This is a genomic window from Micromonospora sp. NPDC048843 (assembly GCF_040649965.1).
Taxonomy (GTDB): Bacteria; Actinomycetota; Actinomycetes; order Mycobacteriales; family Micromonosporaceae; genus Micromonospora; species Micromonospora hortensis.
In genome coordinates, this window is record NZ_JBEZGJ010000021.1 from 40588 (window position 1) to 63841 (window position 23254).

The following is a 23254-nucleotide window of genomic DNA, read 5'->3' on the forward strand; positions in this document are numbered from 1 at the left end:
GACGTAGCCGGGGTCGTGGACATAAACTGGCCGACATGGCCAACGCCGCGCCGATCTTCGCGTTCGAAGTCCGCTACGTGATCGAGCTGATTCTGCTCGTCTTCGCGCTGATCATCCAGGGTGTCGCGCTGGTGCACGCCGTCACGCAGCGCTCCGACGCCTTCCCCGCCATCGGGACGCTGCCCAAGGGCGGCTGGATCGCCATCCTGGCGGTCTGCCTCGTGCTCACCCTGCTCGGCTTCGGTCCGATCAGCCTCTTCGGACTGATCGGCATCGCCGCCGGTCTGATCTACCTGCTCGACGTACGGGTCGGTCTGCGTGACCTCAGCGACGGCAAAGGGTTCTGGTGAGAGGTTTTCGCTGGCCGCCCCCACCCGACAGCGGACCCCGCACCTGGGGGCCCGGGCCGGGTGGGCCGCGTACCGGCCGGCCGGCGCTGCCGGAGCCGGAGACCGAGCTGGTCACCACCCCGCACGGCGTACGACTGGAGCGGCTGGTCACCGGCACCGGTGATCCGGTCACCGTGTTCGCGCACGGGCTGGGCCATGGCATCGCCACCACCCGACCGTTCGGCAGTGGGGTGAACGGCCGCAAGGTGTTCTTCCAGTTCCGCGGGCACGGCCGATCCGTTGCCCCGGACGGGCCGTGGGACTACCTGGACCTGGCCCGGGATCTGCGGGCGATCGCCGACCTCGGCGGCGCCAGCCGGGCGTTCGGCGCGAGCCTCGGCGCGGGTGCCCTCTGCCGGCTCCTCGTGGAGAGCCCGGAGCGTTTCGACAAGCTAGTCTTCTTCCTGCCGGCGGTCCTCGACGAGCCACGCGGGCCGGTCGCCCGGGAGCGCGTCACCGACCTGCTGGAGGCGGTGGAGAGCGGGGACGCCTCGGCGGTCGCCGACATCGTCACGCTGGAGTTGCCCCCGGCGGTGCGCAACACCCCGGCCGGCTGGGCCTACCTGCGACAACGGCTGGACCAGCTGCTCCGCGACGGTCTCGCCGACGGTCTGGCCACGCTCACCGACCAGACACCGCTGCGCCAGATCGGCGACCTGACGGGGGTCACCGCGCCGGCGCTGGTGATCGGTTGCGCGGGCGACGACCTGCACCCGGTCGAGGCCGCCGAGCGGCTCGCCGTCGCGCTGCCCCAGGCCACCCTGCACGTGTACGACAGACCCGGCGTGCTCTGGTCGGAACGCGCCGATCTGCGGGACCGCATCTCCGGCTTCCTGAACGAGTAGCCTGCCCTGTCATGGGCGTCACACAGCACGGCCGGACGCACCGGCTTGACCTTGCCGATCCGACACTGCGCGAATGGACGTGCACGGTCCTGCACGCCGATGCGGAGCAGGGCATCGTGCTGGACCGTTCGGCGTTCTACCCGGGCGGCGGTGGTCAACCACCCGACCACGGCGTGCTGCTCTGGCAGGGGGTGCAGACCCGGATCGTCGGCACCCGCAAGGGCGACGACCCCTACCTGATCCCCGCCGAGGGTGACCCGCTGCCGCCGGTCGGCACCGAGGTCGTCGGCGCGGTGGAGGACGAGCGCCGCACTCGGCTGATGCGTACCCACTCCGGGCTGCACGTGCTCTGCGGTGTGGTGTTCCGCGACTTCGGCGCGCTGGTGACCGGCAACTCGATGGAGCCGGGCGAGGCCCGGATGGACTTCAACCTCCCCGAGGTTCCCCCGGACTTCAAGAGCCGCATCGAGGAGTTGGTCAACGCCGAGGTGGCCGCCGACCGCTCGGTCGCCACCCGGGTGTTGCCGCGCACCGAGGCGCTGGCCCTGCCGGACATCATCCGTACCCAGTCCAACCTCATTCCGCCGGATGAGCAGGAGGTCCGGATCGTCGACATCGTCGGGCTGGACGTGCAGGCCGACGGCGGCACCCACGTCGCCTCCACCGCCCAGATCGGCAAGGTGCAGGTGGTCAAGGTGGAGAGCAAGGGCCGGGCCAACCGTCGGGTCCGGGTCCGACTGGTCGACTAGATCGAGTAACGAATTCGGACGTCGGTTGTCAGGTATTCCTGACAGCGTCGCAGGCATGACACAACCGCTCACAGGAAAGATCGCGCTCGTCGCCGGTGCCACCCGTGGTGCCGGGCGGCAGATCGCCGTTCAGCTCGGCGCGGCCGGTGCCACTGTCTACGCCACCGGTCGCAGTTCCCGGGCCGGCCGCTCCGAGATGGACCGGCCGGAGACCATCGAGGAGACCGCCGAGCTGGTCAGCGCGGCCGGCGGCACCGGCATCGCCGTTCAGGTCGACCACCTGGTGCCCGAGCAGGTCCGCGACCTGGTCGCCCGGATCGACGCCGAGCAGGGCCAACTCGACGTGCTGGTGAACGACATCTGGGGCGGCGACCCACTGGTCACCTGGGACAAGCCGGTCTGGGAGCAGCCGCTCGACGCCGGCTTCCGTACGCTGCGACTGGCCGTCGACACGCACATCATCACCAGCCATTTCGCCCTGCCGCTGCTGATCCGCAAGCCCGGCGGCCTGGTGGTGGAGATGGGCGACGGCACCAAGGCGTACAACGACGAGAACTATCGGCTGTCGGTCTTCTACGACCTGGCCAAGGTCTCGGTCAACCGGCTCGCCTTCAGTCAGGCGCACGAGCTGACGCCGCACGGCTGCACGGCAGTGGCACTCACCCCCGGCTGGATCCGTTCCGAGGCGATGCTGGAGCACTTCGGCGTGACCGAGGAGAACTGGCGCGACGGTGCCGCCACCGACCCGAACTTCCTCATCTCGGAGACCCCGGCCTTCGTCGGCCGGGCGGTGGCCGCGCTCGCCGCCGACGAGGAGAAGGCCCGCTGGAGCGGCAAGTCCGTCGACGCCGGCACGCTGTCCAAGGTGTACGGCTTCACCGACCTCGACGGCAGCCAACCCGAGGGTTTCCGCTACATCACCGAGGTGGTCGACGCGGGCAAGCCGTCGGACGTGACCGGCTACCGGTAGAGCGCAGCTAGCCGGTCGGCGCTCTCCGCGAACAACCGCCGCAGCTCGGGTGGATCGAGGACCTCGACCTCGGGGCCGAGCCCCAGCAATTGGCGGTACGCCACCGGGACCGACTCGACGGGCAGCCGGGCCACCACCCAGCCCTGCCCGTCGGGTGGGCTGGCGGCGGCGACCAGTTCGTCGTACACGAAGGGGGCATCGACCTGGTGCCGGAGCTGGCGCAGGCCGGCGGGGCTCAGCCGGACGGCGACCTCGGCCCGCAGCATGGTCCGCAGGAACGACCCGGCCTGCTCGCGCCAGTGCCCGGCCAGGTCGAAGCCCTCGTCGCGGTCGAAGTGCTCGTCGCCCACCTCGACCCCGGTGACCCGGTCCACCCGGTAGGTGCGCACATCGTCGCCGACCCGGCCGACCAGATACCAGACCCCGCTCTTGAGCACCAGGCCGTACGGCTGGACCTGGCGGGTCACCTCCCGGTCGCCGCGTCGGTAGCGCAGCTCCACCACCCGGTCGCCCCAGACCGCCCGCGCCAGCTCGGGCAACCAGGGTGGTGGCGCGGTCTCCCGGAACCAGCCCGGCACGTCCAGGTGGAACCGCTGCCCGGCACGGGCCGGCGCGTCACGCAGGGCGGGCGGCAGCGCGGCGAGCACCTTCAGCTCGGCGGACGCGACAGCGTCGGCGAGCCCCATCTCGCCGGCCGGCCCGGGTAGCCCGCTGAGGAAGAGCGCCTCCGCCTCGTCCCGGGTCAGCCCGGTCAGTCGGGTGCGGTACCCGCCGAGCAGGCGGTAACCGCCGGCTCGCCCCCGGTCGGCATAGACCGGCACGCCCGCCGCGGAGAGCGCCAGGACGTCCCGGTAGACGGTCCGCTCGGAGATCTCGAGCTCCCGCGCCAGCTCGCTCGCGGTCATCGACCCGCGCGACTGCAACAGCAACAGCAACGAGATCAGTCGGGACGCGCGCATCCGCCCATCCTGCCCGGTGCCGCTCAGCGCCCGCCGGGCGTCAGCAAACCCCTGTCGTACGCGGTGGCCACCGCGGCAGCCCGGTCGTTGACCCCGAGCTTGGCGTACAGGTGCAGCAGGTGCGTCTTGACTGTGGCCTCGCTGATGAACAGGCGGGTCGCCGCCTCCCGGTTGGAGGCACCCCGGGCCACTAGGGTGAGCACCTCCAACTCCCGTTGACTGAGCGGCTCCTCGGCGGGAGCGCGCAGCCGGCCCATCAGCCGGCCGGCGACGCTGGGCGCGAGCACCGACTCGCCCCGGGCCGCAGCCCGGACCGCCCGAACCAGGTCCTCCCGAGGCGTGTCCTTGAGTAGGTAACCGGTCGCGCCGGCCTCGATCGCCGGCAGCACGTCAGCGTCCGTGTCGTAGGTGGTGAGCACCAGCACCCGGGCGGTGCTGCCGGCGCGAGCCAGCCTGCCGATGGCGGTCACCCCGTCCATGCCGGGCATCCGCAGATCCATCAGCACCACGTCCGGCCGCAGCGTCGCGACCAGGGCCAACGCCTCCGAACCGTCCGCGGCCTCGCCCACCACCTCGAAATCGGGGTCGCCGGTGAACATCCCCCGCAGGCCGTCCCGCACGACCGGATGGTCGTCGACGATCAGCAGTCGAACCGGGGCGGTCAACAGGCACCTCCGGGTAGCGCGGGGACGGACGCCGAGATGGCGGTGCCGCCGCCCGGCTCGGATTCGACTGCCAACTCGCCACCGACCCTCGTCACCCGTTGCCGCATGGCGGTCAGCCCGTACCCGCCGCCCGGCTCACGGGGCAGCGGCTGGTCGGTGAGGTCGAAGCCCGCCCCGTCGTCACGGACGTCGAGCGTGACCACGTCCGCCATGTACGACAGGGTCAGCCCGACCCGCGACGCGGCAGCGTGCCGGGCCACGTTGGACAGCGCCTCCTGGGCGGCCCGCAGCAGTGTCACCTCGACCTCAGGGTGCAGTGGGCGGGGGGTGCCGGTGGTGGCCACGTCGGCCCGTACCCCGTTCAGTGCCGACCAGCGCCCGCCCAGATCGACGAGGGCGTCCGGTAGCCGGGCCGTCTCCAACGGTTCCGGACGGACCGCCTGTACCGAACGGCGGGCCTCGGTGAGGCTCTCCCGGGCCAGGGCGAGCGCGTTGTCGACGTGCCGACGCCAATCGGCGGACCGGTCGCGGGTCTGCTCGGCCGCCTCCAACTGGGTGATGATGCCGGTCAACCCCTGCGCCAGGGTGTCGTGGATCTCGCGCGCCATCCGTTGCCGTTCGTCCAGCACGCCGGCCTCCCGGGCCTGGGTGAGCAGTTGGGCGTGCAGCCCGGCGTTCTCACTGGCCGTCTCGGTGAGTTGGCGGTTGGTCTCGCCGAGTTCCGCCACCAACCGTTTGCGTTTGGCGTCCTCCTGTTCGGCGACCATCGCGAACCAGCTCACCGAGCCGGCCACCACCAGGTTGAACAGCACCAGCACCAGCCAGAGTGGCAGGTGCGACACCACCACCGACAGGCCACCGCCCTGCGACGTGGCGACCAGGGCGGCAGTGGTGACCACGCCGGCGACCCGCCAGCGCCCGGGCAGCACCGGAAAGGCGTGGATGTAGCCGATCCAGGCGAAGAAGCCGTACCACGGGCTGGCGGCCACCAGTGCGGCGGCGAACGTGAGCAGGCCGGCGTAGTAGACCGCCATCAGCGTGCGCCGACTCTGCCAGCCGGGGTGCAGTGTGACGAACCAGGCGACCCAGCATCCGGCCGCCACGGCGATGGCGAGGGTGGGCAGTGCCCCAAGATGAGCGGGTGCCGGTGCGACGAGGGCCAGCAGGGTGCCCAGGGTCAGCCCGCCGAAGGGGAACACCCGATAGAGGCTCGCCTCGCGTTCCCGCCAACTGGCCAGACGGTCGTGCCCACCGTTGCAGGTCATCGCATCTCCGCTCACTCCCAGCGGAACAGTTTCGCCGCGCTGGCGCCGGCCGCCACGGCGATCACCGCCATTATCCCCAGGTGCAGCGGCTGCGGCGGGGTGCCGGTCCAGGCGTCGAGGAGTGCCTGCACCCCGGGCGGCGTGTAGTCGCCGATCCGCGCCACGACGTCCGGGAGCAGGAACCGAGGCAGGTAGACCCCGCCGAAGAACATGGTCACCAGGAACAGCGGCACGGCCAGGGCCTGGGCCGCCTTCGTCGTGCGGGCCACGGCGGCGACCAGCAGTCCGAGCGACAACAGCGCGGCCGTGCCGAGGATGAACGCCAGCGTGAAGCCGAGCGGGTGCCGGGGGAACGGCACCCCGAACGCGAGCCGGGCGACGACGATGAGCAGCAGCGCGCTGGCCAGGATCCCGGCCAGGGCCAGCACCAGTTGGGCCGCGAGCAGAGCCGCCGGGTGCGCCGGGGTGGTCGCCAGCCGACGCAGCACGCCACGTTCCCGGTAGGTGGCCAGCACCGAAGGCAGGATGTTCACCCCGACCATGGCGAGGGTGACCACCAGCAGCGACGGGGCGAAATAGCTGACGAAGGTCTGCCCGTCGAAGGTCGGATCCGGCTTGCGCAGCGACGGGATCAGTCCCAGCACCACCAGGATCAGCGTGGGCAGCCCGATCGTGGTGAGGAGCGTCGGCAGGTCCCGCAGGTAGAGCCGCGCCTCGGTTCTCAGGATGTTGCGGAAGGCGTGCATTGCCGGCTCCCTCTCAGTTGGCGGGCCGATGCCCGGTCAGCTCGACGAAGGCGTCGTCGAGGGTGGACTGCTCCAGCCGCAGGTCCGCGGCGACGATCTGGTGGCGGGCGAGCACCGAGGTGACGGCGTGCAGCAACTCCCCGGTGCCGGTCACCACCACCTGGCTGCCGGTTCGCTGCACGGCGGACACCTCGGGCAGGTCGGTGAGGAGCCGATCGTCGACCGGGGCCGACGGCCGGAACCGGATCCGCTGCTCCGGAGCCACAGTCGACACCAGGCCCGCCGGGCTGTCCAGGGCAACCACCCGCCCCCGGTCGATCACCGCGACCCGGTCGCAGAGCCGCTCGGCCTCCTCCATGAAGTGGGTGACCAGCACGATCGTCACCCCGCTGTCGCGGACCTGCTCGATGAGGCCCCAGGTGTCCCGGCGGGCCTGCGGGTCCAGCCCGGTGGTCAGCTCGTCGAGGATGGCGATCTCCGGGTTGCCCACCAGGGCCAGCGCGATGGAGAGCCGCTGCTTCTGACCGCCGGAGAGCTTCTTGTACGCGGTGTTCCGCTTGTCGCCGAGGCCCAGCTTGTCGATCAGCGCGGCCGGGTCGGCCGGGTTGCTGTAGAACGAGGCGTACAGCTCCAGCGCCTCGGCCACCCGAAGCCGGTCCGGCAGTTGACTTTCCTGGAGTTGCACCCCGACCCGCTGGCGTAGCTGGGCCGCGTCCCGGCGGGGGTCGAGCCCGAGGACCGACACCCCGCCCCCGTCGGGGACACGCAGCCCGGCCACACACTCGACTGTGGTGGTCTTGCCGGCGCCGTTCGGACCGAGGACGCCAAAGATCTCGCCGGCCTCCACGGCGAGCGACACGTCGTCCACCGCCACCAGGTCGCCGTACCGCTTCTTCAGGTGGGTCACCTCGATGACCGGCATCGTGCCGCCTTCCGCCGCCGCTGACTTCGTACCCCTCAAGGGTTGTCGGGGTGACCCGGCGGCGAATCGACCGGTCAGCGACGAACCTCGGCGTCCCCGGTGGATCACTGCCGTCCGTCAACCGGTTGATGTGTACGAGGTGAGTCGCTGCTAGCGCTCCGCCCGGCGGATCCGATCACGGCTGGTTAGGCTGCTCGATCGTGGATGCCAGCAGAATCGCCAGCCCGGTGACCGGGGTCGTCGGACGCTTCCTCGCCGGGGCGGGGCTGCTCCTGCGCGGGTTGGGCCTCTACGTCCGCAGCCCGGGGCTGATGCTGCTCGGCATCGTGCCGGCGCTGATCTCCGGCGTGCTCTTCCTGGCCGCGCTCGCCGCACTGGTGTACTTCGTGGACGATCTCGCCGCGTTGGTAACCCCCTTCGCTGACGACTGGTCGAGCACCGGCCGCAGCCTGGTCCGGGTGATCGCCGGGTTGGCCTTCCTGGGGCTCGGCGGCCTGCTTGGAGTGCTCACCTTCACCGCTGTCACCCTGGTCATCGGCGACCCGTTCTACGAGAAGATCTCCGAGCAGGTCGAGCAGCGGTACGGCGGCACGCCGGGCGCGGTGGACGTGCCCTTCTGGTCGTCGCTGCGCCGCAGCCTCGCCGACTCGGTACGCCTGGTGGCGCTCACGGCGTTGGTCGGCATCCCGCTCTTCGTCGCCGGCTTCATCCCGGTGGTCGGCCAGACTGTCGTCCCGGTCATCGGGGCGGCAGTGGGCGGGTGGTTCCTCGCCGTGGAGTTGGTGGGTGCGCCGTTCTACCGACGGGGGATGCGGCTGCCGCAGCGCCGGACGATCCTGAAGGCCGACCGACCCACAGCGCTCGGCTTCGGAGTGGCCGTCTTCCTCTGCTTCCTGATCCCGCTCGGCGCCGTGCTGATCATGCCGGCCGCGGTCGCCGGTGCCACGTTGCTGGCCCGCCGCTCGATGGGCCAGCCGATCGAGGAGGGCTGACGTGGAGATCACCCTGGTCGAGCCGCACCTTTCCGCGATCTTGCACATTCTGTCGCGGCATAGGGGGCATTCCGTGCATATCGGCGACCGAAAGTGCAAGATCGGCGCGGGCGGGGGTCGCTGACGCGCGGGTGGCTGCCGGTCAGGTCACGTCGGCCAGGCAGGTCCACTGGGATGCCACCGGCCGATAGCCCAGTCGTGTGTTGATCGCGAGCATCGGCCCGTTCGCCGCGTCGTTCGAGGTGTACGCGACGCGCACGCCGTCCGCAGCTGCCCGGTGCAGCGCGGCGGTCTTGGTGAGCCGGGCGAGGCCCCGCCCCCGGTATTCCGGGATGGTGCCGGTGAAGTCCGACCACATCCGGTCTCCGTCCCGCTTCACCAGGCTGAAGGCGGCGACCGCACCATCTACCTCGGCGACGGTGCTGGCCGCCTTGTCCAGGCCGAGGTTGTTCCAGACGTCGTACTGCCAGCTCTTGTAGCTGATCGAGTCGACCGGCACGTCGCCCGGCTCGTCGGCGGCCGAGGCCACGTCGGCCTCGTACAGCAGGTGCGGGTCCAGGTCGGAGATCGGCAACAGTCGTACGCCCGGGGGCGGCTCGGGGAGCGCGGGTGCCGGGTTGAGGTCGAGCGCCGAGTAGCGCACCTCCCGGCTGGGCTCGTAACCGTGCCGGCGAGCGAACGGCAGCCCGTCCGTCTGCGCCATCGCGCGTATCCGACGGATTCCCAACTGGCGGAGGTGGTCGGTGGCGGTGGTCAGCAGCGCCGTGCCGAGGCCCTGTTGCCGGTGTTCCGGGTGCACGTGCAGCATCGAGATCTCGCCGAAGTCCGGGGTGGAGGTCCAGCCGGAGCGTTGCGCGGACGTCCACCCGACCACCCGGTCGTCGACCTCGGCCACGAAGGCGATCCAGCCCTCCTCGGGTGGGGGCTCGGCGAGCATCTTCCGGGTCGACTCGACCCCGCGCACCAGATACGGGTAGACCGTCGTCCGGAGGGCCACCACGCCCGGGGCGTCGTCCGGCTGTGCCACCCGGATCCGCATGTCAGGCCCCCATCCGTACGGCGGCGACCGCCCCGACCGAGACGAGTTGGTGGGAACGGCTGAACACGTGCAGCAACGCAACAGGATCCGGCATGCCGGCGAGGCTAGCGACGATCGTCCGCCGAAGCGACGAATTAACCATTCGCCGTCCGCCCGTGACCGCTCGGCAGGCAGCAACTTCAGGGAAAGAGTGGCCTCCGAGCGCTGGGAGACCACTATCTCCCTGAAGTTGTGCGGATCTTGGGGGGTGGGCGCGGTGCGGACCGCACGGCGGGCGCGGCACGGGCTGGGGTTAGGCGGAGGCGCGGCGGATCAGCTCGGTGGGGAGCATGATCGCCTGCTCGATGCTCTCCCCGGCGGCCAGCCGGAGCAGTTGGCGGGTCATCCGGCGGCCGAGTTCCACGATCGGCTGCCGGACGGTGGTCAGCGGCGGCTCGGTGTAGGCGGCGGTCTCGATGTCGTCGAAGCCGACCACCGCCACGTCGTCGGGCACCCGCCGACCAGCCTCGCGCAGCGTCCGCAGGGCGGCGTGCGCCATCAGGTCGGAGGCGGCGAAGACGCCGTCGAGGTCGGGATGCTCGGCGAGCAGGCGGCGCATCGCCGCCGACCCGGACTCCCGGGTGAAGTCACCGATGGCGATCAGCTCGGGAAGCCCCGCGTCGGCGACAGTGCTGCGGTAGCCGCTGAGCCGTTCGATCCCGGCCACCATGTCCTGTGGCCCGGCGATGGTCGCGATCCGCCGACGACCGCTGTCGATCATGTGCCGGACGGCTTCGGTCACCCCGCCCACGTGGTCGACGTCGACGTACGGGACGGGCACGTCGCCGAGCGGGCGGCCGCTGACCACCACCGGGATGCCGAGTCGGGCCAGCGTGCCGGGCAGGGGGTCGGCACCGTGCAGCGACGCGAAGAGCACGCCGTCGACGTGCCGGCCGGTGGTGTACCGCTCGACCCGGTGGTGCCCGGCCGGCGAGCCGGCGAGCATCAGCACCAGTTGCTTGTCGGCCGCCTCCAGCTCCTGGCTGACGCCCCGGATGATGCCGGGGAAGACCTGGTCGTCGGAGAAGACCCGGGTGGCCGCCTCCGGCATGACCAGGGCGATCGAGTCGGTGCGCTGGGTGACGAGGCTGCGGGCCGCCAGGTTGGGGACGTACCCCAACTCGGCGACCGCCCGGGTGACCGCCTCGCGGATCGGTTCGGCGACGGTGGTGGAGCCGTTGACCACCCGGGAAACGGTGGCGCGGGACACCCCGGCCCGCGCTGCCACCGCCTCGAGCGTCGGCCGCTGCGCCGTCGTCATCGCGCTTTCCCCCCGCTCGTCACAGCCCGTTCCGGGAGATCACCTCCTGGTACCACCGGGCGCTGGCCTTCGGTGTGCGCCGCTGGGTCAGGTAGTCGACGTGCACGATCCCGAACCGCTTGCGGTAACCCTCCGCCCACTCGAAGTTGTCCAGGAATGACCATACGAGATAACCGCGCAGGTCCACGCCCCGGGAGATCGCCTCGTGCGCCGCACGGAGGTGCCCGTCGAGGTAGGCGATGCGATCGGCGTCGATCACCTGCGTTGGTCCGTCGGGCGAGTCGGCGCCGGGCTTGTCGGGGAACGCGCCACCGTTTTCGGTGATCAGCAGCGGCACACCGGGGTAGTCGGCGGCGATCCGCTCCAGCAGCCGGGTGAGCCCGGCTGGTTCGATCATCCAACCCATGTCGGTGAGCGGCCCGGCCGGTGGCAGGAAGTGCACAGCGCCCTCGGTGCCCGGGTACGCGCCGTTGCCGGCGCCGTCGGGCCGACCGGCCACGTAACTCGGTGCGTAGTAGTTGATGCCGAGCAGGTCGATCGGGGCGGCGATCACCTTCTCGTCGCCGTCGCGGATGAACGTCGGCTCGACGATCCGGGCCACGTGCTCGCGGACGTCGTCCGGGTAGCCGCCGGCCAGCAGCGGGTCGAGGAAGATCCGGTTGTGCAGGCCGTCGACCAGGCGGACCGCTGCGGCGTCGGCGGCGCTCTGCGGGTCGGCCGGGCGCACGTCGGCCGGGTTGACGGTGACACCCACGCTGCGCGCGCCGGCCGCCCGCAAGGCCCGCGCCGCCAGGCCGTGCCCCAACAGCAGATGGTGTACGGCGGTGAAGGCCGCCGCCGGATCCTGCTCACCCGGAGCGTGCAGGCCGTTGGCGTAACCGAGGTAGGCCGAGCACCACGGCTCGTTGAGCGTTGTCCACACGTCGATCCGGTCGCCGAGGCGGGCGTACACCGCTGTGGCGTAGGTGGCGAAGTGTTCGGCGGTGTCCCGGTTGGTCCAGCCGCCCCGGTCACCGAGGGCCTGCGGCAGGTCCCAGTGGTAGAGGGTGACGATCGGGTCGATTCCCCTGTCGAGCAGCGTGTCGGTGAGTCGGTCGTAGAAGTCCAGCCCACGGGGGTTGGCCGGGCCGGTGCCGTCGGGCTGGATCCGCGGCCAGGCGACCGAGAACCGGTACGCCCGAAGGCCCAGCTCGACCATCAGCGCCACGTCGTCGGCGTACCGGTGGTAGTGGTCGCAGGCGACGTCGCCGGTGTGGCCCTGGTACACCTTGCCCGGCGTACGGCTGAATGTGTCCCAGATGGACGGACCGCGACCGTCGTCGCGGGCCGCACCCTCGATCTGGTACGCGGCGGTGGCCGCCCCCCAGAGGAAGTGTTCGGGAAACCGGATCTCGTTGCTGGGCCGGTTGGTTGGCTCGCTCCGCTCGTTCACGCCTTGACCGCACCTTCCATGATTCCGCCGATGATCTGCCGGCCGAACAACACGAAGACCAGTAGCAGGGGCAGCGTCGCGATGGCCGTTCCGGTGAACACCTGCGACATGTCCTGGTAATACCCGTCCGACAGTGCTCGTAGGGACAGCTGCACCGTCGGATTCGCCGGATCGTTCAATACAGCGTACGGCCACAGGAAGTCGTTCCAGGTGGTCATGAAGGTGAGCAGACCGAGGACTGCGGCGGCGGGACGCAGGGCGGGCAGCACGACGTGCCACCAGATCCGGGCGGTGCCGCAGCCGTCCATCCGGGCGGCCTCGATCAGTTCGTCGCTGATGGCCTGGCCGGCGTACTGCCGCATCATGAACACCCCGAACCCGGTGACCAGCACCGGGACGATGACCGCTGGCAGCCGGTCGTTCCAGTGCAGCTTGGTCATCAGCAGGTAGAGCGGGATCACGCCGAGCTGCGTCGGCACCATCATCGTCGCGATGATCACCAGCAGCAGGGCGTTGCGGCCACGGAACCTGAGCTTGGCGAAGGCGAACCCGGCCAGGCTGGAGAAGAACACCACGGAGACGGTCACAGTGGTCGCGACGATCGCCGAGTTGATCAGGCCGGTCAGGAAGTACGCGTCGGTGTTGTCGAACAGGCGGGCGATGTTGGCGCCCAGGTTGCCGCCGGGGGTGACCGGGGGTGGCAGTTGGCCCATCGCGTCGTTGCTGCGGCTGGCGACGACGAACATCCACCAGATCGGGAAGACCGACAGGCCGACGGCGACGATCAGGGCGAGGTAGGTGAGCGGGCTGGCCCGCCAGAGCCGGCTCATCGGGTGGTTCCCTTCCGGGCGCTGGGGCGCGCTCCGCCGCCGAGGCGGCGCAGGAGCAGCACGTTGACCGCCGCGACGATCGCGATGAGCGCGAAGAGCAGCCAGGCCACTGCCGAGCCGTACCCGAAGTTGTAGTGCGGGGCGAAGGCGTTCTCGAACATGTACATGGTCAGCGTCTGCGACTCGCGCAGCGGCCCACCACGGATCGGGTTGGTGCCGGAGTGGAACATCCGGGGCTCGGTGAAGAGTTGCAGGCCGCCGATGGTGGCGATGATGGCGCAGAAGATGATCGTCGGTTTGAGCAGCGGCACTGTGACCGACCAGAACTGCCGGGCCCGGTTGGCGCCGTCGATCGCCGCCGCCTCGTACAGGTCGCGGGGGATGGCCTGCATCGCGGCCAGCAGGATCAGCGCGTTGTAGCCGGTCCACCGCCAGTCGACCATGGCGGAGATGGCCACCCAGGAGGCCAGCCGGTTGGACTTCCACTCGATCGCGTCCATCCCGACCAGGTCGAGCAGCCAATTGATCATCCCGAACTCGCGGCCGAAGAGCACACCGAACACGATCGCCACCGCGGCGGTGGACGTGACGTTGGGGACGAGCACCGCCATCCGCCAACCGGTGCGCCCACGCAGGCCCCGGTTGAGCAGGTTGGCCAGCCAGAGGGCGGCCAGCAACTGCGGAACTGTCGAGATGACGAAGATCCCCAGCGTGTTGACCAGCGCGTGCCAGAAGTCGACGTCGGCCAGCAGCCGGGTGTAGTTCTCCGCCCCGACGAAGGGGTGGTCGGCTCCGAGCAGGTCCCAGTCGTGCAGCGAGACCCAGAAGGTGTACGCCAGCGGGTACGCCCCGAAGATGCCGAAGATCAGGAAGAACGGGGCGATGTAGAGGTACGGGGAGAAGCGGGTGTCGAATCGACTGAGCCGACCCGCGGACTGGCGGCGGTTACCGGTTGCCGGTGTTGCCGGCGGGCGGGCGTCGAGCTGGACGGTCATGCCCGAGAACTCCTTTCCGTCGTGCGGGCGGGACCTCTGCTCCGAGGCCCGCCCGCACGCTCGCTCGGGCTACTTGGCGGCGGCCTTCTTCGCGTTGGTCACCGCGTCGGTCCAGCCCTGCGCGGGGCTGCGCTGACCCAGCTCCACGGTCCGTACGGCGTTTTCCACCTCGGTCCGTACGGCCTGGTTCTTCGGGCCCATGTAGACCGGCTTCAGGCTCTTCGCGCCGGTGCCGAAGATGGCGCCGACCGGTGCCCCGGAGAAGTACGCGTTGGTAGCGCCGGTGATCGCCGGGTCGTCGAGCGCCTGCGGCGAGGAGGGCAGCGGACCCTTGGCCTTGAACGCCCCGATCTGCCCCTTGGCGCTGGTCAGAAACTTGGCCAGCTTGATCGCCTCGGCCTGGTGCTTGCTCTGCTTGGGCACGGCGAGGTGCGATCCACCCCAGTTGCCGCCGTTGCCGGGGACTTGGGCGATGTCCCACTTGCCCTGGGCGGCAGTGCCGGCGTTGGCCTCGATGACGCCGGTCATCCAGGCGGGGCAGGCGATGGTGGCGAACTTCGACTGCTTGAAGGCGGAGACCCACTCTTCCGACCAGGAGCCGTACTTGCCGGAGAGCCCCGAGTCGATGATGTCCATTGTGGTGTCGTAGGCCTGTCGCACGGCCGGGTTGCTGTCGACGACCAGCTTCTCGCTGGTGTCGTAGTAGCTGTAGCCGCTGCTGTTGCCGGCGGTCTGCAGCAGGATCGTGTTGAACGTGTTGGTGGCCGCGTCGAGGAAGGACGCCCCGGTCTTGGCCGCGACGAACTTCTCACCGGTGGCGATGTAGTCCGGCCAGGTGGGCCAGAGCTTGGAAACCTCGGCGCGCTCGGTGGGCAGGCCGGCCTTCTGGAAGAGGTCCTTGCGGTAGCACATGGCGATCCCGCCGACGTCGGTACCGAGGCCGATGAGCTGCTTGCCGTCGGCGGTCAGACCGGCGTTCCACTTCCACTCCAGGAAGTTGCCCTTGAGGTCGGCGGCACCGTGGTCCAGCAGGTTGACGAAGTTCGCCGGATTGGCCTTGTACTCGACAAGCAGGCCCTCCTCGATGGCCACCACGTCGCCGGCGCCCCGGCCGGCGGCGAGCCACTGGGTGAGCTTCGGTGAGTACTCGTCGAGGTTGGTGCCGGTGCCGCGCTCGACGACCTTCACGCCGGGGTTCGCGCTCATGTACTCCTGGTAGAGCTGCTCGTAGCCGAACTGGCCGAAGACGTAGACGGTCAGGGTGACCGGTCCGTCGCCCGGCTCGTCGCCGCCGCCGCAGCCAGCGGTGACGAGCAGGGCGGTGGCGGTGGCGAGGGCCACCGCGGCGAGGCGGCGGCGCGGGAAGACAGCCATTGGTTATCGACCTCTCTCAAGGCGGGCGGGTGATGGCAGATGGCTAAGAGAGCGCTCTCACGACAGGGTGGTGGGTCACCAACCCACTGTCAAGAGAGCGCTCTCTCAGCGTTGTGGTCCCGTGATGAACGCTCGCCCCGGTGCGGTGTCCGGAAGGCGGCGGAACCCCTGACATCGACGAAGGGCGCCACCCCGAATGGGGTGACGCCCTCGTTCGTGGTGGTCGGTCAGCCGGTGCGCAGACCGTCCAACAGGGTGCGGTCACCGGCGACGTCCAGCGTCTCGAAGCTCACCCGACCCCAGAGCGCCAGCAGCAGGTCGCTCGCCGTGCCGCTGACCTGGGCGCGGGCGTGGTGATCGTCGTGGTCGAAGATGGTCGCGGTGTCGAGCAGCGCCACCCCCTCGCCGCGCAACCGCAGATACCACTCCTGGGCCGCATCGGTCGCGCAGAGCTGGACCACCCCGTGCCAGTCACCGGGCACCTGCCGCCGGCCCGCCGGCAGCCACGTGTCCAGCACCTCACTCACCCCGTCGGCCGCGAGCTTCGCCTCCACCGGGTCACCAGCCCCGATGGCGAGCTGGGCGTCCCAACGGTGCACAGCCGTCTCGTGCGCCATCCGACGCGGCCAGAAACCGGCCTTCTTCGGCTGCGGGGCCCAGTTCCACGCCGACGCCTCGGGGTCGAGCCCGTCGAAGACTGTCATCACCCTGTCGTAACCCTGCTGCCACAGCTGGAGCGCGTTCACGGCCGGGTCGGCCTCGATCTTCTCCCGCCGAGGCGGCTGGCTGGTCTGGCCGGAACCGGCGAACGACGAAACCCAGTGGTAGATGCCGGCCATGTGCAGTGTGAGGTCGTTGACCGTCCAGCCCGGACAGGACAGCACCGGTGTCTCCGGCGGCGCCTCGGCCACCGCCGCCGCGAAAGCCGGACCCTCCGTCCGGAGCGCCCCGATCCAGAAATCCTTGCTGCCCTGCAGTCTGCTCATCGCCATCCTCCCGGGGGTGCCGGGCGACCAGTGGGTGCCACGGCTACTTGTCAGCCTAAGGTGAAGGGCGTGCCAGACGCCTCCGCCCAGCCGACAACCGACGCCGATCGTGCCATCCCCGGTCCACTCGCCGGCTACACCACCCTCCGAACGGGTGGGCCGGCCGAGCGGATCGTGGCCGCCGGCAGTGCCGACGACCTCGTCCAGGCGGTACGCGCCGCGGCGGAACCGGTCCTGATCCTGGCCGGGGGCAGCAACGTGGTGATCGGCGACGCCGGCTTCCCCGGCACCGTCGTACTGGTGCGCTCCCGTGGCATGCGGGTCATCGCCGATGACGCCACCTCGGTCACCGTACGGGTCGACGCCGGCGAGCCGTGGGACGACCTGGTCGCCGCCACTATCGCCAACGGCTGGGCCGGGCTGGAATGCCTGTCCGGCATCCCCGGCTCGACCGGTGCCACCCCGATTCAGAACGTCGGCGCGTACGGCCAGGAGGTCGCCGAGACGATCACCGGCGTCGAGGTGTACGACCGAGTCGAGGGCACCCGTCAGGTCATCCCCGCCGCCGAGTGCGGCTTCGCCTACCGGGGCAGCATCTTCAAGTACAAGGACCGCTGGGTGGTGCTCTCGGTCGACTTCCGGCTCACCAGGTCTCCGCTTTCCGGGCCGGTGCGCTACGCGGAGCTGGCCCGAGCCCTCGGTGTCGAGGTGGGCGACCAGGTGCCGCTGGCCGACGCCCGAGCGGTGGTGCTGCGCCTGCGGGCGGGCAAGGGGATGGTGCTCGACGCCAACGACCCGGACACTCGCTCGGTCGGCTCCTTCTTCACCAACCCGGTGCTCGACCGCGCCACGTACGAACAGCTCCTGGAACGCTCCGCCGAGCTGGGCGACCCGCCCGCCTGGCCCGGGGCGGACGGCCTGGTCAAGGTGAGCGCCGCCTGGCTGATCGACAAGGCCGGCTTCGCCAAGGGCCACCCCGGCGAGGGTGGGGTGGCCATCTCCAGGAAGCACACACTGGCCCTGACCAACCGCAGCGGCACCGCCCACACCGCTGATCTGCTCGCGTTGGCCGCCACCATCCGCGATCAGGTCCACGCCCGCTTCGGCGTAACCCTGCACCCCGAACCAGTCCTCATCAACTGCACCCTCTAACCCCCGCCGCCCTCCCGCCCGCCCGCCCGCCCGCCCCCGCCCTGCCCGCCCCCGCCCCCGCGCCCCTGCCTTCCCCCCCCGCTCCCCACGATCTTGCACTTTCTGCGGTGACATAAGGACTGAAAAAGGGCCAAATCGCCAACCGAAAGTGCAAGATCGGCGTGCCAGGTGTGGGGTGCGGGGGTGCGGGGTGTGGGGTGTGGGTTAGGGGAGGGGCCAGGGGAGGGTTAGTTCACCCTGGCGCCAGCGGGTGGGGTTGTCGAGGATGGGCCAGCCGGTTTCGTGGAGGCGGGTCACCGCGTGCAGCCAGCGTTGGCGGGGGCCGAAGGTGGCGTACGGTGCGGCAGCCTGCCAGGCGTCGTCCAGTGCGCGGATCAGCGCGTGCACCGGCTCACCGGGAACGTTGCGGTGGATCAGCGCCTTGGGCAGCCGCTCGGCCAACTCGGCAGGGCTGCCTAGCGTGGTGAGCTTCGCGGCCAGGGTCAGCGTCCGGGGGCCGTCGGCGTCGATCAGCAGCCAACTGGCGAGCCGCCCCAGCTCGTCACACGTGCCCTCGACGAGCACTCCGCCGGGGGCGAGCGCGGCGGTCATCGTCTGCCAGGCTTCGGCCACCTCGCTCTCGTCGTACTGTCGCAGCACGTTGAATGCGCGGACCAGCACCGGCCGGAGCCCGGCCAACTCGAACCCACCCCGGGCGAACGTCAGCCCGGGTGGGTCGGCGGCCGGTGCCGCGGCCGCCACCCGGGCCGCGTCGATCTCCAACCCGACCAGGCGTACGTCCGGACGGACCCCGGCAGCCAGCCGAGCGCGCAACTCCACAGCGGTCACCGGGGTGGCGCCGTAGCCGAGGTCGACCACCAGGGGGTCGTCCGCCGCCAACAGCCGGTCGGCGCAGGTGGCGACGATCCAGTTGTCCACCCGACGGAGCCGGTTCGGGTTCGTCGTGCCGCGCGTGACCACGCCGACCGGTCGGCGTCGCGCCGCAGGGCTCATGTCGACCTCAAGGCCAATCTCCGTTCGCGACCGCGGGCTCGCAGACCCGGCTCACTCCTCGCGCGGCACTGCTAGACCCGGTGCACCTTGTGCTGGGCGGCCTGCGCTCGGGGCCGGACCACCAGCCGGTCGATGTTGACGTGCTCGGGACGGGTGGCGCACCAGGCGATGCAGTCGGCGACGTCCTCGGCGACCAGCGGCCCCGGCACCCCGGCGTAGACGGCGGCGGCCCGTTCCGCGTCGCCCTCGAAGCGGACCAGCCCGAACTCGTCGGTCTTCACCATGCCCGGGTCGATCTCGATGACCCGCAGCGGCCGGCCACACAGCTCCAGGCGGAGTGTGCCGGCGATGGCGGTCTGCGCGTGCTTCGCGGCGGTGTAGCCGCCCCCGCCCTCGTACACGGTCAGGCCGGCGGTGGAGGAGACCACCACGATGGTGCCGGAGCCGGAGGCTTCCAGCGCCGGCAGCAGCGCCTGGGTGACCCGCAGGGTGCCGAGCACGTTCACGTCGTACATCCACTGCCAGTCGGCGACCGAGCCGGACTCCACCGGGTCCAGCCCGCGCGCTCCGCCGGCGTTGTTGACCAGCAGGGTGACCGGCCCGGGTGCCTGGGCGGCGGCCTCGGCCAGCCGGGCAACCGACTCGTCTGAGGTGACGTCGCAGGTCACGGCGGTGGCCTGCCCGCCGGCGGTGGTGATCTCGGCGACCAGGTCGGTGAGCCGTTCGGCGCGGCGGGCGGCGGCGAGCACGTGGAAGCCCTCGGCGGCGAGCCGGCGGGCGGTGGCCGCGCCGATCCCGCTGGACGCTCCGGTGACGATGGCGACTGAGGTCATCCCGACATTGTCACAGCGGGCGTACGACCCGCCCCGACCGGGCGTACGGCAGCCATTGGCGGGCGTTCGGTGATGAGGTCCGTCACGCCGAGGGGCCGCGCCCGGGAATTTCCGAAGCCCGATGGGGAAGATGACATCCGGCGTACAGGTTGACCGAGAAGCGCCGGTCGTGCGAGACGGCATCAACCGTGAAGAAGGAGCGGATGTGGCGGAAATGCACACCGGTGTCGGGCGTCAGCGAGGTGCCCGACCGTGGCCCCGGCCTCGCCGCATCGCGACCCTGTCGGTACACACCTCCCCCCTGCACCAGCCCGGCACTGGTGATGCCGGCGGAATGAACGTCTACATCCTCGAAGTCGCCCGGCGTCTCGCCGAGTGCAACGTGGAGGTGGAGATCTTCACCCGGGCCACCTCCGGTGACCTCCCCCCGGTGGTCGAGATGGCGCCCGGAGTGCAGGTCCGACACATCACCTCCGGCCCCCTGGAGGGCCTCACCAAGGAGGAGTTGCCCGGTCAGCTCTGCGCCTTCACCGCCGGGGTTCTGCGCGCCGAGGCGTCCCGTCCGCCCGGCCACTACGACCTGATCCACTCCCACTACTGGCTCTCCGGGCAGGTTGGTTGGCTGGCAAAGGAGCGCTGGGGGGTGCCGCTGGTGCACACCGCGCACACCCTGGCGAAGGTCAAGAACGCCCAGCTCGCGGCCGGGGACCGGCCGGAGCCCAAGGCCCGCGTCATCGGCGAGGAGCAGGTCGTCGCCGAGGCGGACCGGCTGGTCGCCAACACCCGGGTCGAGGCCAGCGACCTGCTCGACCGGTACGACGCCGACCCGACCCGGGTGTCCGTCGTGCAGCCCGGTGTCGACCTGGCCCGGTTCCGGCCCGCGTCGGGCGACAGGTCCGCGGCCGCCCGCCAGGCCCGCCGCCGGCTGGGGCTTCCCGTCGACGGGTACGTGGTTGCCTTCGTCGGTCGGATACAGCCGCTCAAGGCCCCCGACGTGCTGATCCGCGCGATCGCCGCGTTGCGGGAGCGCGATCCGGCGCTGGCCGATCAGGTGACAGTGGTGATCTGCGGCGGGCCCAGCGGCAGTGGGCTGGACCGGCCGACCGCCCTGATCGAGTTGGCCGCCAAGCTCGGGGTCAGCGACGGGGTGCGCTTCCTGCCACCGCTTACCGGGGACGACCTTCCGGCCCTGTACCGGGCGGCGGACCTGGTCGCGGTGCCGTCGCACAACGAATCGTTCGGGCTTGTCGCTCTGGAGGCGCAGGCCTGCGGTACGCCGGTGCTGGCCGCCGCCGTCGGAGGGCTGGTCACCGCCGTCCGGGACCAGGTCAGCGGCGTACTCATCGACGGTCACGACCCGGTCGACTGGGCCCGTGCGATGGGCAGTCTGCTGCCGAACCGGGCGCTGCGGTCGGTGCTGGCCCGAGGTGCCGAGCAGCACGCCCGGCACTTCTCCTGGGACCGTACTGTCGACGGTCTGCTCGCTGTCTACGGCGAGGCGATCGCCGGGCACCGCGCTCGGCTCGCTGCCGACCTGGCGGGTGACCCGGCGCTCTCCTGCTCCTGGTGACCCGGGGGCGCCAGTCGTCACCCGGTGCGCAGGCCGAGTCGGTCGTAGAGTGGGTCCGGTGAGCCCGAAGAGCGATCTTGCGACCCTGATCGAGTCGGTCTGCGCCGAGCGGGACCTGGCCTGGGAGTCGACCGGCCCCGGCTCGTACGCGGTGACGCTGCCGGGCACCCACAAGCTCAAGACGATCTGCAACCTGATCGTCGGTGAGCACGCGCTGCGGATCGAGGCGTTCGTGATGCGCCAGCCGGACGAGCGCCGCGAGGAGCTGTGGGCCTGGCTGTTGCAGCGCAACGCCCGGATGTACGGCGTCTCCTTTTCCACCGACGCGGTCGGCGACGTGTACCTGACCGGTCGGGTCAACCCGTCCGGCGTGGACGCCGACGAGTTGGACCGACTGTTTGGCGCGGTGCTCACGTACGCCGACGAGTCGTTCGACACGATGCTGGAGATCGGCTTCGGCAGTTCGATCCGGCGTGAGTACGAGTGGCGGGTGAAGCGGGGCGAGTCAACAGCCAACCTGGCCGCCTTCGCCCACCTCTTCGAGCCCTCCGGCACCGGCCCCGACCCAACCTGACCCAACCCCGCGCCGCGCCCGCGCCCGCGCCCGCGCCCGCCAGCCCCGCCGATCATGGAGTTGTGGTGGGCAACAAAACGCCCGCGAAACACCAAATCCGGCACCACAACTCCATGATCGACGGACCGGACTGCCCTGCTCCGCGATCATGCGCTGACTGTGGTTCGGAGTGCTCCTGACGGGTATGCCGCACCGCGCGGTGCGGCAAGGGACCCCCGCGCGCCGATGACGGAGTGCCAAGGAGCGGAGCGTCCCATGGCTCAGCGGAACAGCTCAGGTCGCGGCGCGACTGCGACCAGGACGAAGCGACAGGCCGGCAACCAGACGCCGGGTACGCCCGGAGTCTCCGAGTCGGAGATTTCCCGGATGCGGGTGGACGACATCCGCGGGCAGCTGCGCAAACGCGGGGTCTCCGGGATTTCCGCATTGCGCAAGCCCGAGCTGGTGAAACAGTTGGCGCGCTCGATGCGGGCCGGCGCGGGTCGGAGCAGTACCGGCCCGTCGGGCCGGGCCGCCGGCACCAGGGCGTCGGCGGGTCGTGCCGCCGCCACCAAGAAGTCGGCGGCCAGGCCGGCGTCGAGTCGCGCGAAGGCCGCGCCGGCGAACAAGAGCGCGCCCGCGAAGCGGGCCGCCGCAACGAAGGCGACCGCCGGACGGAAGTCGACGGCGGCGGCGAAGAGGGCACCGGCGAAGAAGGCGACCGCAGCGAAGAGGACCACGGCGGCGACGTCGACGGCCGCCCGCAAGAGCACGGCCGCGAGCAGGACCACCGCCGCCCGGAAGACGGCCGCAGCGCGGAAGACCACTGCGGCCCGTAAGACAGCGACGGCGCGTACGGCGCCCGCGCGGAAGGCGCCGGCGAAGAAGGCGCCGGCGCGGCCGGCGGCGAAGCGCGCGACGCCGGCCAAGAGCGCGGCGGCGAAGCGCACGACGGCGAAGCGCGCGACGCCGGCCAAGAGCGCGGCGGCGAAGCGCACGGCACCGGCCAAGGGCGCGGCGGCCAAGCGCACGTTGACGCCGTCGACCGGTGGCGGGACGGCGGCCGGCGGGATCCGGACCGGACGGGGTACGGGGCGGTCGGTCCGCAGTTCGCAGGTGATCTCGTCGATCACGGACCGGCCGGAGCGGCCGGGACGGAGTTTGATCACGGCGAACCACGAGGTGATCCAGCGGTGGGCCCGGGAACGCGGGGCCAGGCCGGCGACCATCGCCGGCACCGAGCGGGATGGCCGGGCGGGTGTGTTGACCTTCAACATTCCCGGATACCGGGAAAGCAGCCGGATTCGCGAGATCACCTGGGATGAGTGGTTCTACACGTTTGACCTGCGGCGGTTGAACCTGATTTATCAGGAACAGTTGCGGGACGGCCGCCAGAGCAGCTTCTTCCGGACCGAGTCACCCGATCGGGAAGACGGTTGAGGTGTTTGCGGGAATGGCCGACGGGTACCCGGCTGTTGCCAACGGACGAGGCCGGAGCAGCGGATACTCGCCAGTTGTGACCGGCGAGACAGCCGTTCTGGGTTGAATCCAGAATCCGGGCGAACTAGCTTTATTGCACCGCGCCACGTTTGGAAACGTTCGGGGGAGCGGCGGATCGATCAGATCCGCGCACCAGACGAGGCGCGAGGGGACGGGTGGAATAACCGTTGGGGGACGGTTCCCACCTGTTTGGAC

General features: G+C 70.9%; 24 protein-coding genes. 10 read left to right on the top strand and 14 right to left on the bottom strand.

The window, feature by feature from the left end; translation table 11 throughout:
* Positions 1-35: 35 nt before the first annotated feature.
* From AB0C20_RS07910 to AB0C20_RS07925, 4 genes are read left to right on the top strand one after another with little or no spacing between them, the layout of a single operon-like run.
* Complete coding sequence (locus AB0C20_RS07910) at positions 36-350, top strand: DUF2516 family protein (RefSeq protein WP_357183830.1); 315 nt, start codon at positions 36-38, stop codon at positions 348-350.
* Positions 347-1234, top strand: coding sequence for an alpha/beta hydrolase (locus AB0C20_RS07915; RefSeq protein ID WP_357183833.1), 888 nt, complete (start codon positions 347-349; stop codon positions 1232-1234). The genes AB0C20_RS07910 and AB0C20_RS07915 overlap by 4 nt, the downstream gene beginning before the upstream one ends.
* A gap of 11 nt (positions 1235-1245) precedes the next feature.
* Complete coding sequence (locus AB0C20_RS07920; protein WP_238660113.1) at positions 1246-1983, top strand: alanyl-tRNA editing protein; 738 nt, start codon at positions 1246-1248, stop codon at positions 1981-1983.
* 55 nt (positions 1984-2038) lie between these two features.
* A complete protein-coding gene (locus AB0C20_RS07925) occupies positions 2039-2953 on the top strand; it encodes an SDR family oxidoreductase (RefSeq protein WP_357567619.1) in 915 nt (304 codons plus the stop codon).
* Here AB0C20_RS07925 and AB0C20_RS07930 read toward each other — a convergent pair.
* The 5 genes from AB0C20_RS07930 to AB0C20_RS07950 are packed head-to-tail and all read right to left on the bottom strand — an operon-like array spanning position 2944 to position 7510.
* Positions 2944-3912 carry a WYL domain-containing protein gene (locus AB0C20_RS07930; protein ID WP_357567620.1) on the bottom strand — a complete coding sequence of 323 codons (969 nt, stop codon included), beginning with the start codon at positions 3910-3912 and terminating at the stop codon, positions 2944-2946. The genes AB0C20_RS07925 and AB0C20_RS07930 overlap by 10 nt on opposite strands.
* A gap of 23 nt (positions 3913-3935) precedes the next feature.
* A complete protein-coding gene (locus AB0C20_RS07935; RefSeq protein WP_357183934.1) occupies positions 3936-4580 on the bottom strand; it encodes a response regulator transcription factor in 645 nt (214 codons plus the stop codon).
* Positions 4574-5842, bottom strand: a complete 1269-nt coding sequence (locus AB0C20_RS07940; RefSeq protein ID WP_357183842.1) for a sensor histidine kinase — start codon at positions 5840-5842, stop codon at positions 4574-4576. Before AB0C20_RS07940 ends, AB0C20_RS07935 begins: the two co-directional genes overlap by 7 nt.
* An 11-nt stretch (positions 5843-5853) precedes the next feature.
* A complete protein-coding gene (locus AB0C20_RS07945; RefSeq protein ID WP_357183845.1) occupies positions 5854-6588 on the bottom strand; it encodes an ABC transporter permease in 735 nt (244 codons plus the stop codon).
* Positions 6589-6601: 13 nt separating this feature from the next.
* Positions 6602-7510, bottom strand: coding sequence for an ABC transporter ATP-binding protein (locus AB0C20_RS07950; RefSeq protein WP_357183848.1), 909 nt, complete (start codon positions 7508-7510; stop codon positions 6602-6604).
* A 200-nt stretch (positions 7511-7710) separates the two neighbouring features.
* On the opposite strand from AB0C20_RS07950, the gene AB0C20_RS07955 reads away from it, so the two are divergent.
* Both AB0C20_RS07955 and AB0C20_RS07960 read left to right on the top strand, forming a co-directional pair.
* Complete coding sequence (locus AB0C20_RS07955; RefSeq protein ID WP_357183851.1) at positions 7711-8502, top strand: EI24 domain-containing protein; 792 nt, start codon at positions 7711-7713, stop codon at positions 8500-8502.
* A gap of 1 nt (position 8503) precedes the next feature.
* A complete protein-coding gene (locus AB0C20_RS07960; RefSeq protein WP_357183854.1) occupies positions 8504-8626 on the top strand; it encodes a hypothetical protein in 123 nt (40 codons plus the stop codon).
* Between the two features lie 18 nt (positions 8627-8644).
* On the opposite strand, the gene AB0C20_RS07965 is transcribed toward AB0C20_RS07960, so the two are convergent.
* From AB0C20_RS07965 to AB0C20_RS07995, 7 genes are all read right to left on the bottom strand, one after another.
* Entirely contained in the window at positions 8645-9541 is an 897-nt protein-coding gene (locus tag AB0C20_RS07965; protein WP_357183857.1) for a GNAT family N-acetyltransferase, read from the bottom strand.
* 292 nt (positions 9542-9833) lie between these two features.
* Positions 9834-10841, bottom strand: a complete 1008-nt coding sequence (locus AB0C20_RS07970; RefSeq protein WP_328651999.1) for a LacI family DNA-binding transcriptional regulator — start codon at positions 10839-10841, stop codon at positions 9834-9836.
* A gap of 19 nt (positions 10842-10860) precedes the next feature.
* Positions 10861-12273, bottom strand: a complete 1413-nt coding sequence (locus AB0C20_RS07975) for a GH1 family beta-glucosidase (protein ID WP_357183860.1) — start codon at positions 12271-12273, stop codon at positions 10861-10863.
* On the bottom strand, positions 12270-13103 hold the full coding sequence (locus AB0C20_RS07980) for a carbohydrate ABC transporter permease (protein WP_357183863.1): 834 nt from the start codon (positions 13101-13103) through the stop codon (positions 12270-12272). Before AB0C20_RS07980 ends, AB0C20_RS07975 begins: the two co-directional genes overlap by 4 nt.
* On the bottom strand, positions 13100-14098 hold the full coding sequence (locus tag AB0C20_RS07985) for a sugar ABC transporter permease (protein ID WP_357183866.1): 999 nt from the start codon (positions 14096-14098) through the stop codon (positions 13100-13102). Before AB0C20_RS07985 ends, AB0C20_RS07980 begins: the two co-directional genes overlap by 4 nt.
* 69 nt (positions 14099-14167) lie before the next feature.
* Positions 14168-15472 (bottom strand): extracellular solute-binding protein, encoded by a 1305-nt coding sequence (locus tag AB0C20_RS07990; RefSeq protein WP_357567621.1) that lies wholly within the window; start codon positions 15470-15472, stop codon positions 14168-14170.
* A 227-nt stretch (positions 15473-15699) separates the two neighbouring features.
* Complete coding sequence (locus tag AB0C20_RS07995) at positions 15700-16458, bottom strand: maleylpyruvate isomerase family mycothiol-dependent enzyme (RefSeq protein ID WP_357183872.1); 759 nt, start codon at positions 16456-16458, stop codon at positions 15700-15702.
* 69 nt (positions 16459-16527) lie between these two features.
* Between AB0C20_RS07995 and AB0C20_RS08000 the strand changes: the two genes are divergently transcribed.
* Positions 16528-17610, top strand: a complete 1083-nt coding sequence (locus AB0C20_RS08000) for a UDP-N-acetylmuramate dehydrogenase (RefSeq protein WP_357567622.1) — start codon at positions 16528-16530, stop codon at positions 17608-17610.
* Between the two features lie 204 nt (positions 17611-17814).
* On the opposite strand, the gene AB0C20_RS08005 is transcribed toward AB0C20_RS08000, so the two are convergent.
* Positions 17815-18603, bottom strand: a complete 789-nt coding sequence (locus AB0C20_RS08005) for a class I SAM-dependent methyltransferase (protein ID WP_357183877.1) — start codon at positions 18601-18603, stop codon at positions 17815-17817.
* A gap of 71 nt (positions 18604-18674) precedes the next feature.
* Entirely contained in the window at positions 18675-19436 is a 762-nt protein-coding gene (locus AB0C20_RS08010) for an SDR family oxidoreductase (RefSeq protein ID WP_357567623.1), read from the bottom strand.
* Positions 19437-19641: 205 nt separating this feature from the next.
* Here AB0C20_RS08010 and mshA point away from each other — a divergent pair, with 205 nt between their 5' ends.
* The 3 genes from mshA (at position 19642) to AB0C20_RS08025 (ending at position 22999) form a co-directional block, all read left to right on the top strand.
* A complete protein-coding gene (mshA, locus tag AB0C20_RS08015) occupies positions 19642-21006 on the top strand; it encodes a D-inositol-3-phosphate glycosyltransferase (protein WP_357183883.1) in 1365 nt (454 codons plus the stop codon).
* A gap of 58 nt (positions 21007-21064) precedes the next feature.
* Positions 21065-21580, top strand: a complete 516-nt coding sequence (locus tag AB0C20_RS08020) for a YbjN domain-containing protein (RefSeq protein ID WP_357183886.1) — start codon at positions 21065-21067, stop codon at positions 21578-21580.
* A gap of 465 nt (positions 21581-22045) precedes the next feature.
* Positions 22046-22999 (top strand): hypothetical protein, encoded by a 954-nt coding sequence (locus AB0C20_RS08025; RefSeq protein ID WP_357183937.1) that lies wholly within the window; start codon positions 22046-22048, stop codon positions 22997-22999.
* The last annotated feature ends 255 nt before the right edge of the window (positions 23000-23254 follow it).

Bases quoted from the DNA above. Each gene is read 5' to 3' on its own strand.
- AB0C20_RS07925 (WP_357567619.1), top strand. From the start codon at position 2,039: ATGACACAACCGCTCACAGGAAAGATCGCGCTCGTCGCCGGTGCCACC.
- AB0C20_RS07985 (WP_357183866.1), bottom strand. From the start codon at position 14,098: ATGACCGTCCAGCTCGACGCCCGCCCGCCGGCAACACCGGCAACCGGT.
- AB0C20_RS07950 (WP_357183848.1), bottom strand. From the start codon at position 7,510: ATGCCGGTCATCGAGGTGACCCACCTGAAGAAGCGGTACGGCGACCTG.
- AB0C20_RS07910 (WP_357183830.1), top strand. From the start codon at position 36: ATGGCCAACGCCGCGCCGATCTTCGCGTTCGAAGTCCGCTACGTGATC.
- AB0C20_RS08025 (WP_357183937.1), top strand. From the start codon at position 22,046: ATGCGGGCCGGCGCGGGTCGGAGCAGTACCGGCCCGTCGGGCCGGGCC.
- AB0C20_RS07995 (WP_357183872.1), bottom strand. From the start codon at position 16,458: ATGAGCAGACTGCAGGGCAGCAAGGATTTCTGGATCGGGGCGCTCCGG.
- AB0C20_RS07920 (WP_238660113.1), top strand. From the start codon at position 1,246: ATGGGCGTCACACAGCACGGCCGGACGCACCGGCTTGACCTTGCCGAT.
- AB0C20_RS07930 (WP_357567620.1), bottom strand. From the start codon at position 3,912: ATGCGCGCGTCCCGACTGATCTCGTTGCTGTTGCTGTTGCAGTCGCGC.
- AB0C20_RS08005 (WP_357183877.1), bottom strand. From the start codon at position 18,603: ATGAGCCCTGCGGCGCGACGCCGACCGGTCGGCGTGGTCACGCGCGGC.
- AB0C20_RS07990 (WP_357567621.1), bottom strand. From the start codon at position 15,472: ATGGCTGTCTTCCCGCGCCGCCGCCTCGCCGCGGTGGCCCTCGCCACC.
- AB0C20_RS07965 (WP_357183857.1), bottom strand. From the start codon at position 9,541: ATGCGGATCCGGGTGGCACAGCCGGACGACGCCCCGGGCGTGGTGGCC.
- AB0C20_RS07970 (WP_328651999.1), bottom strand. From the start codon at position 10,841: ATGACGACGGCGCAGCGGCCGACGCTCGAGGCGGTGGCAGCGCGGGCC.
- AB0C20_RS07980 (WP_357183863.1), bottom strand. From the start codon at position 13,103: ATGAGCCGGCTCTGGCGGGCCAGCCCGCTCACCTACCTCGCCCTGATC.
- AB0C20_RS07945 (WP_357183845.1), bottom strand. From the start codon at position 6,588: ATGCACGCCTTCCGCAACATCCTGAGAACCGAGGCGCGGCTCTACCTG.
- AB0C20_RS08010 (WP_357567623.1), bottom strand. From the start codon at position 19,436: ATGACCTCAGTCGCCATCGTCACCGGAGCGTCCAGCGGGATCGGCGCG.
- AB0C20_RS07940 (WP_357183842.1), bottom strand. From the start codon at position 5,842: ATGACCTGCAACGGTGGGCACGACCGTCTGGCCAGTTGGCGGGAACGC.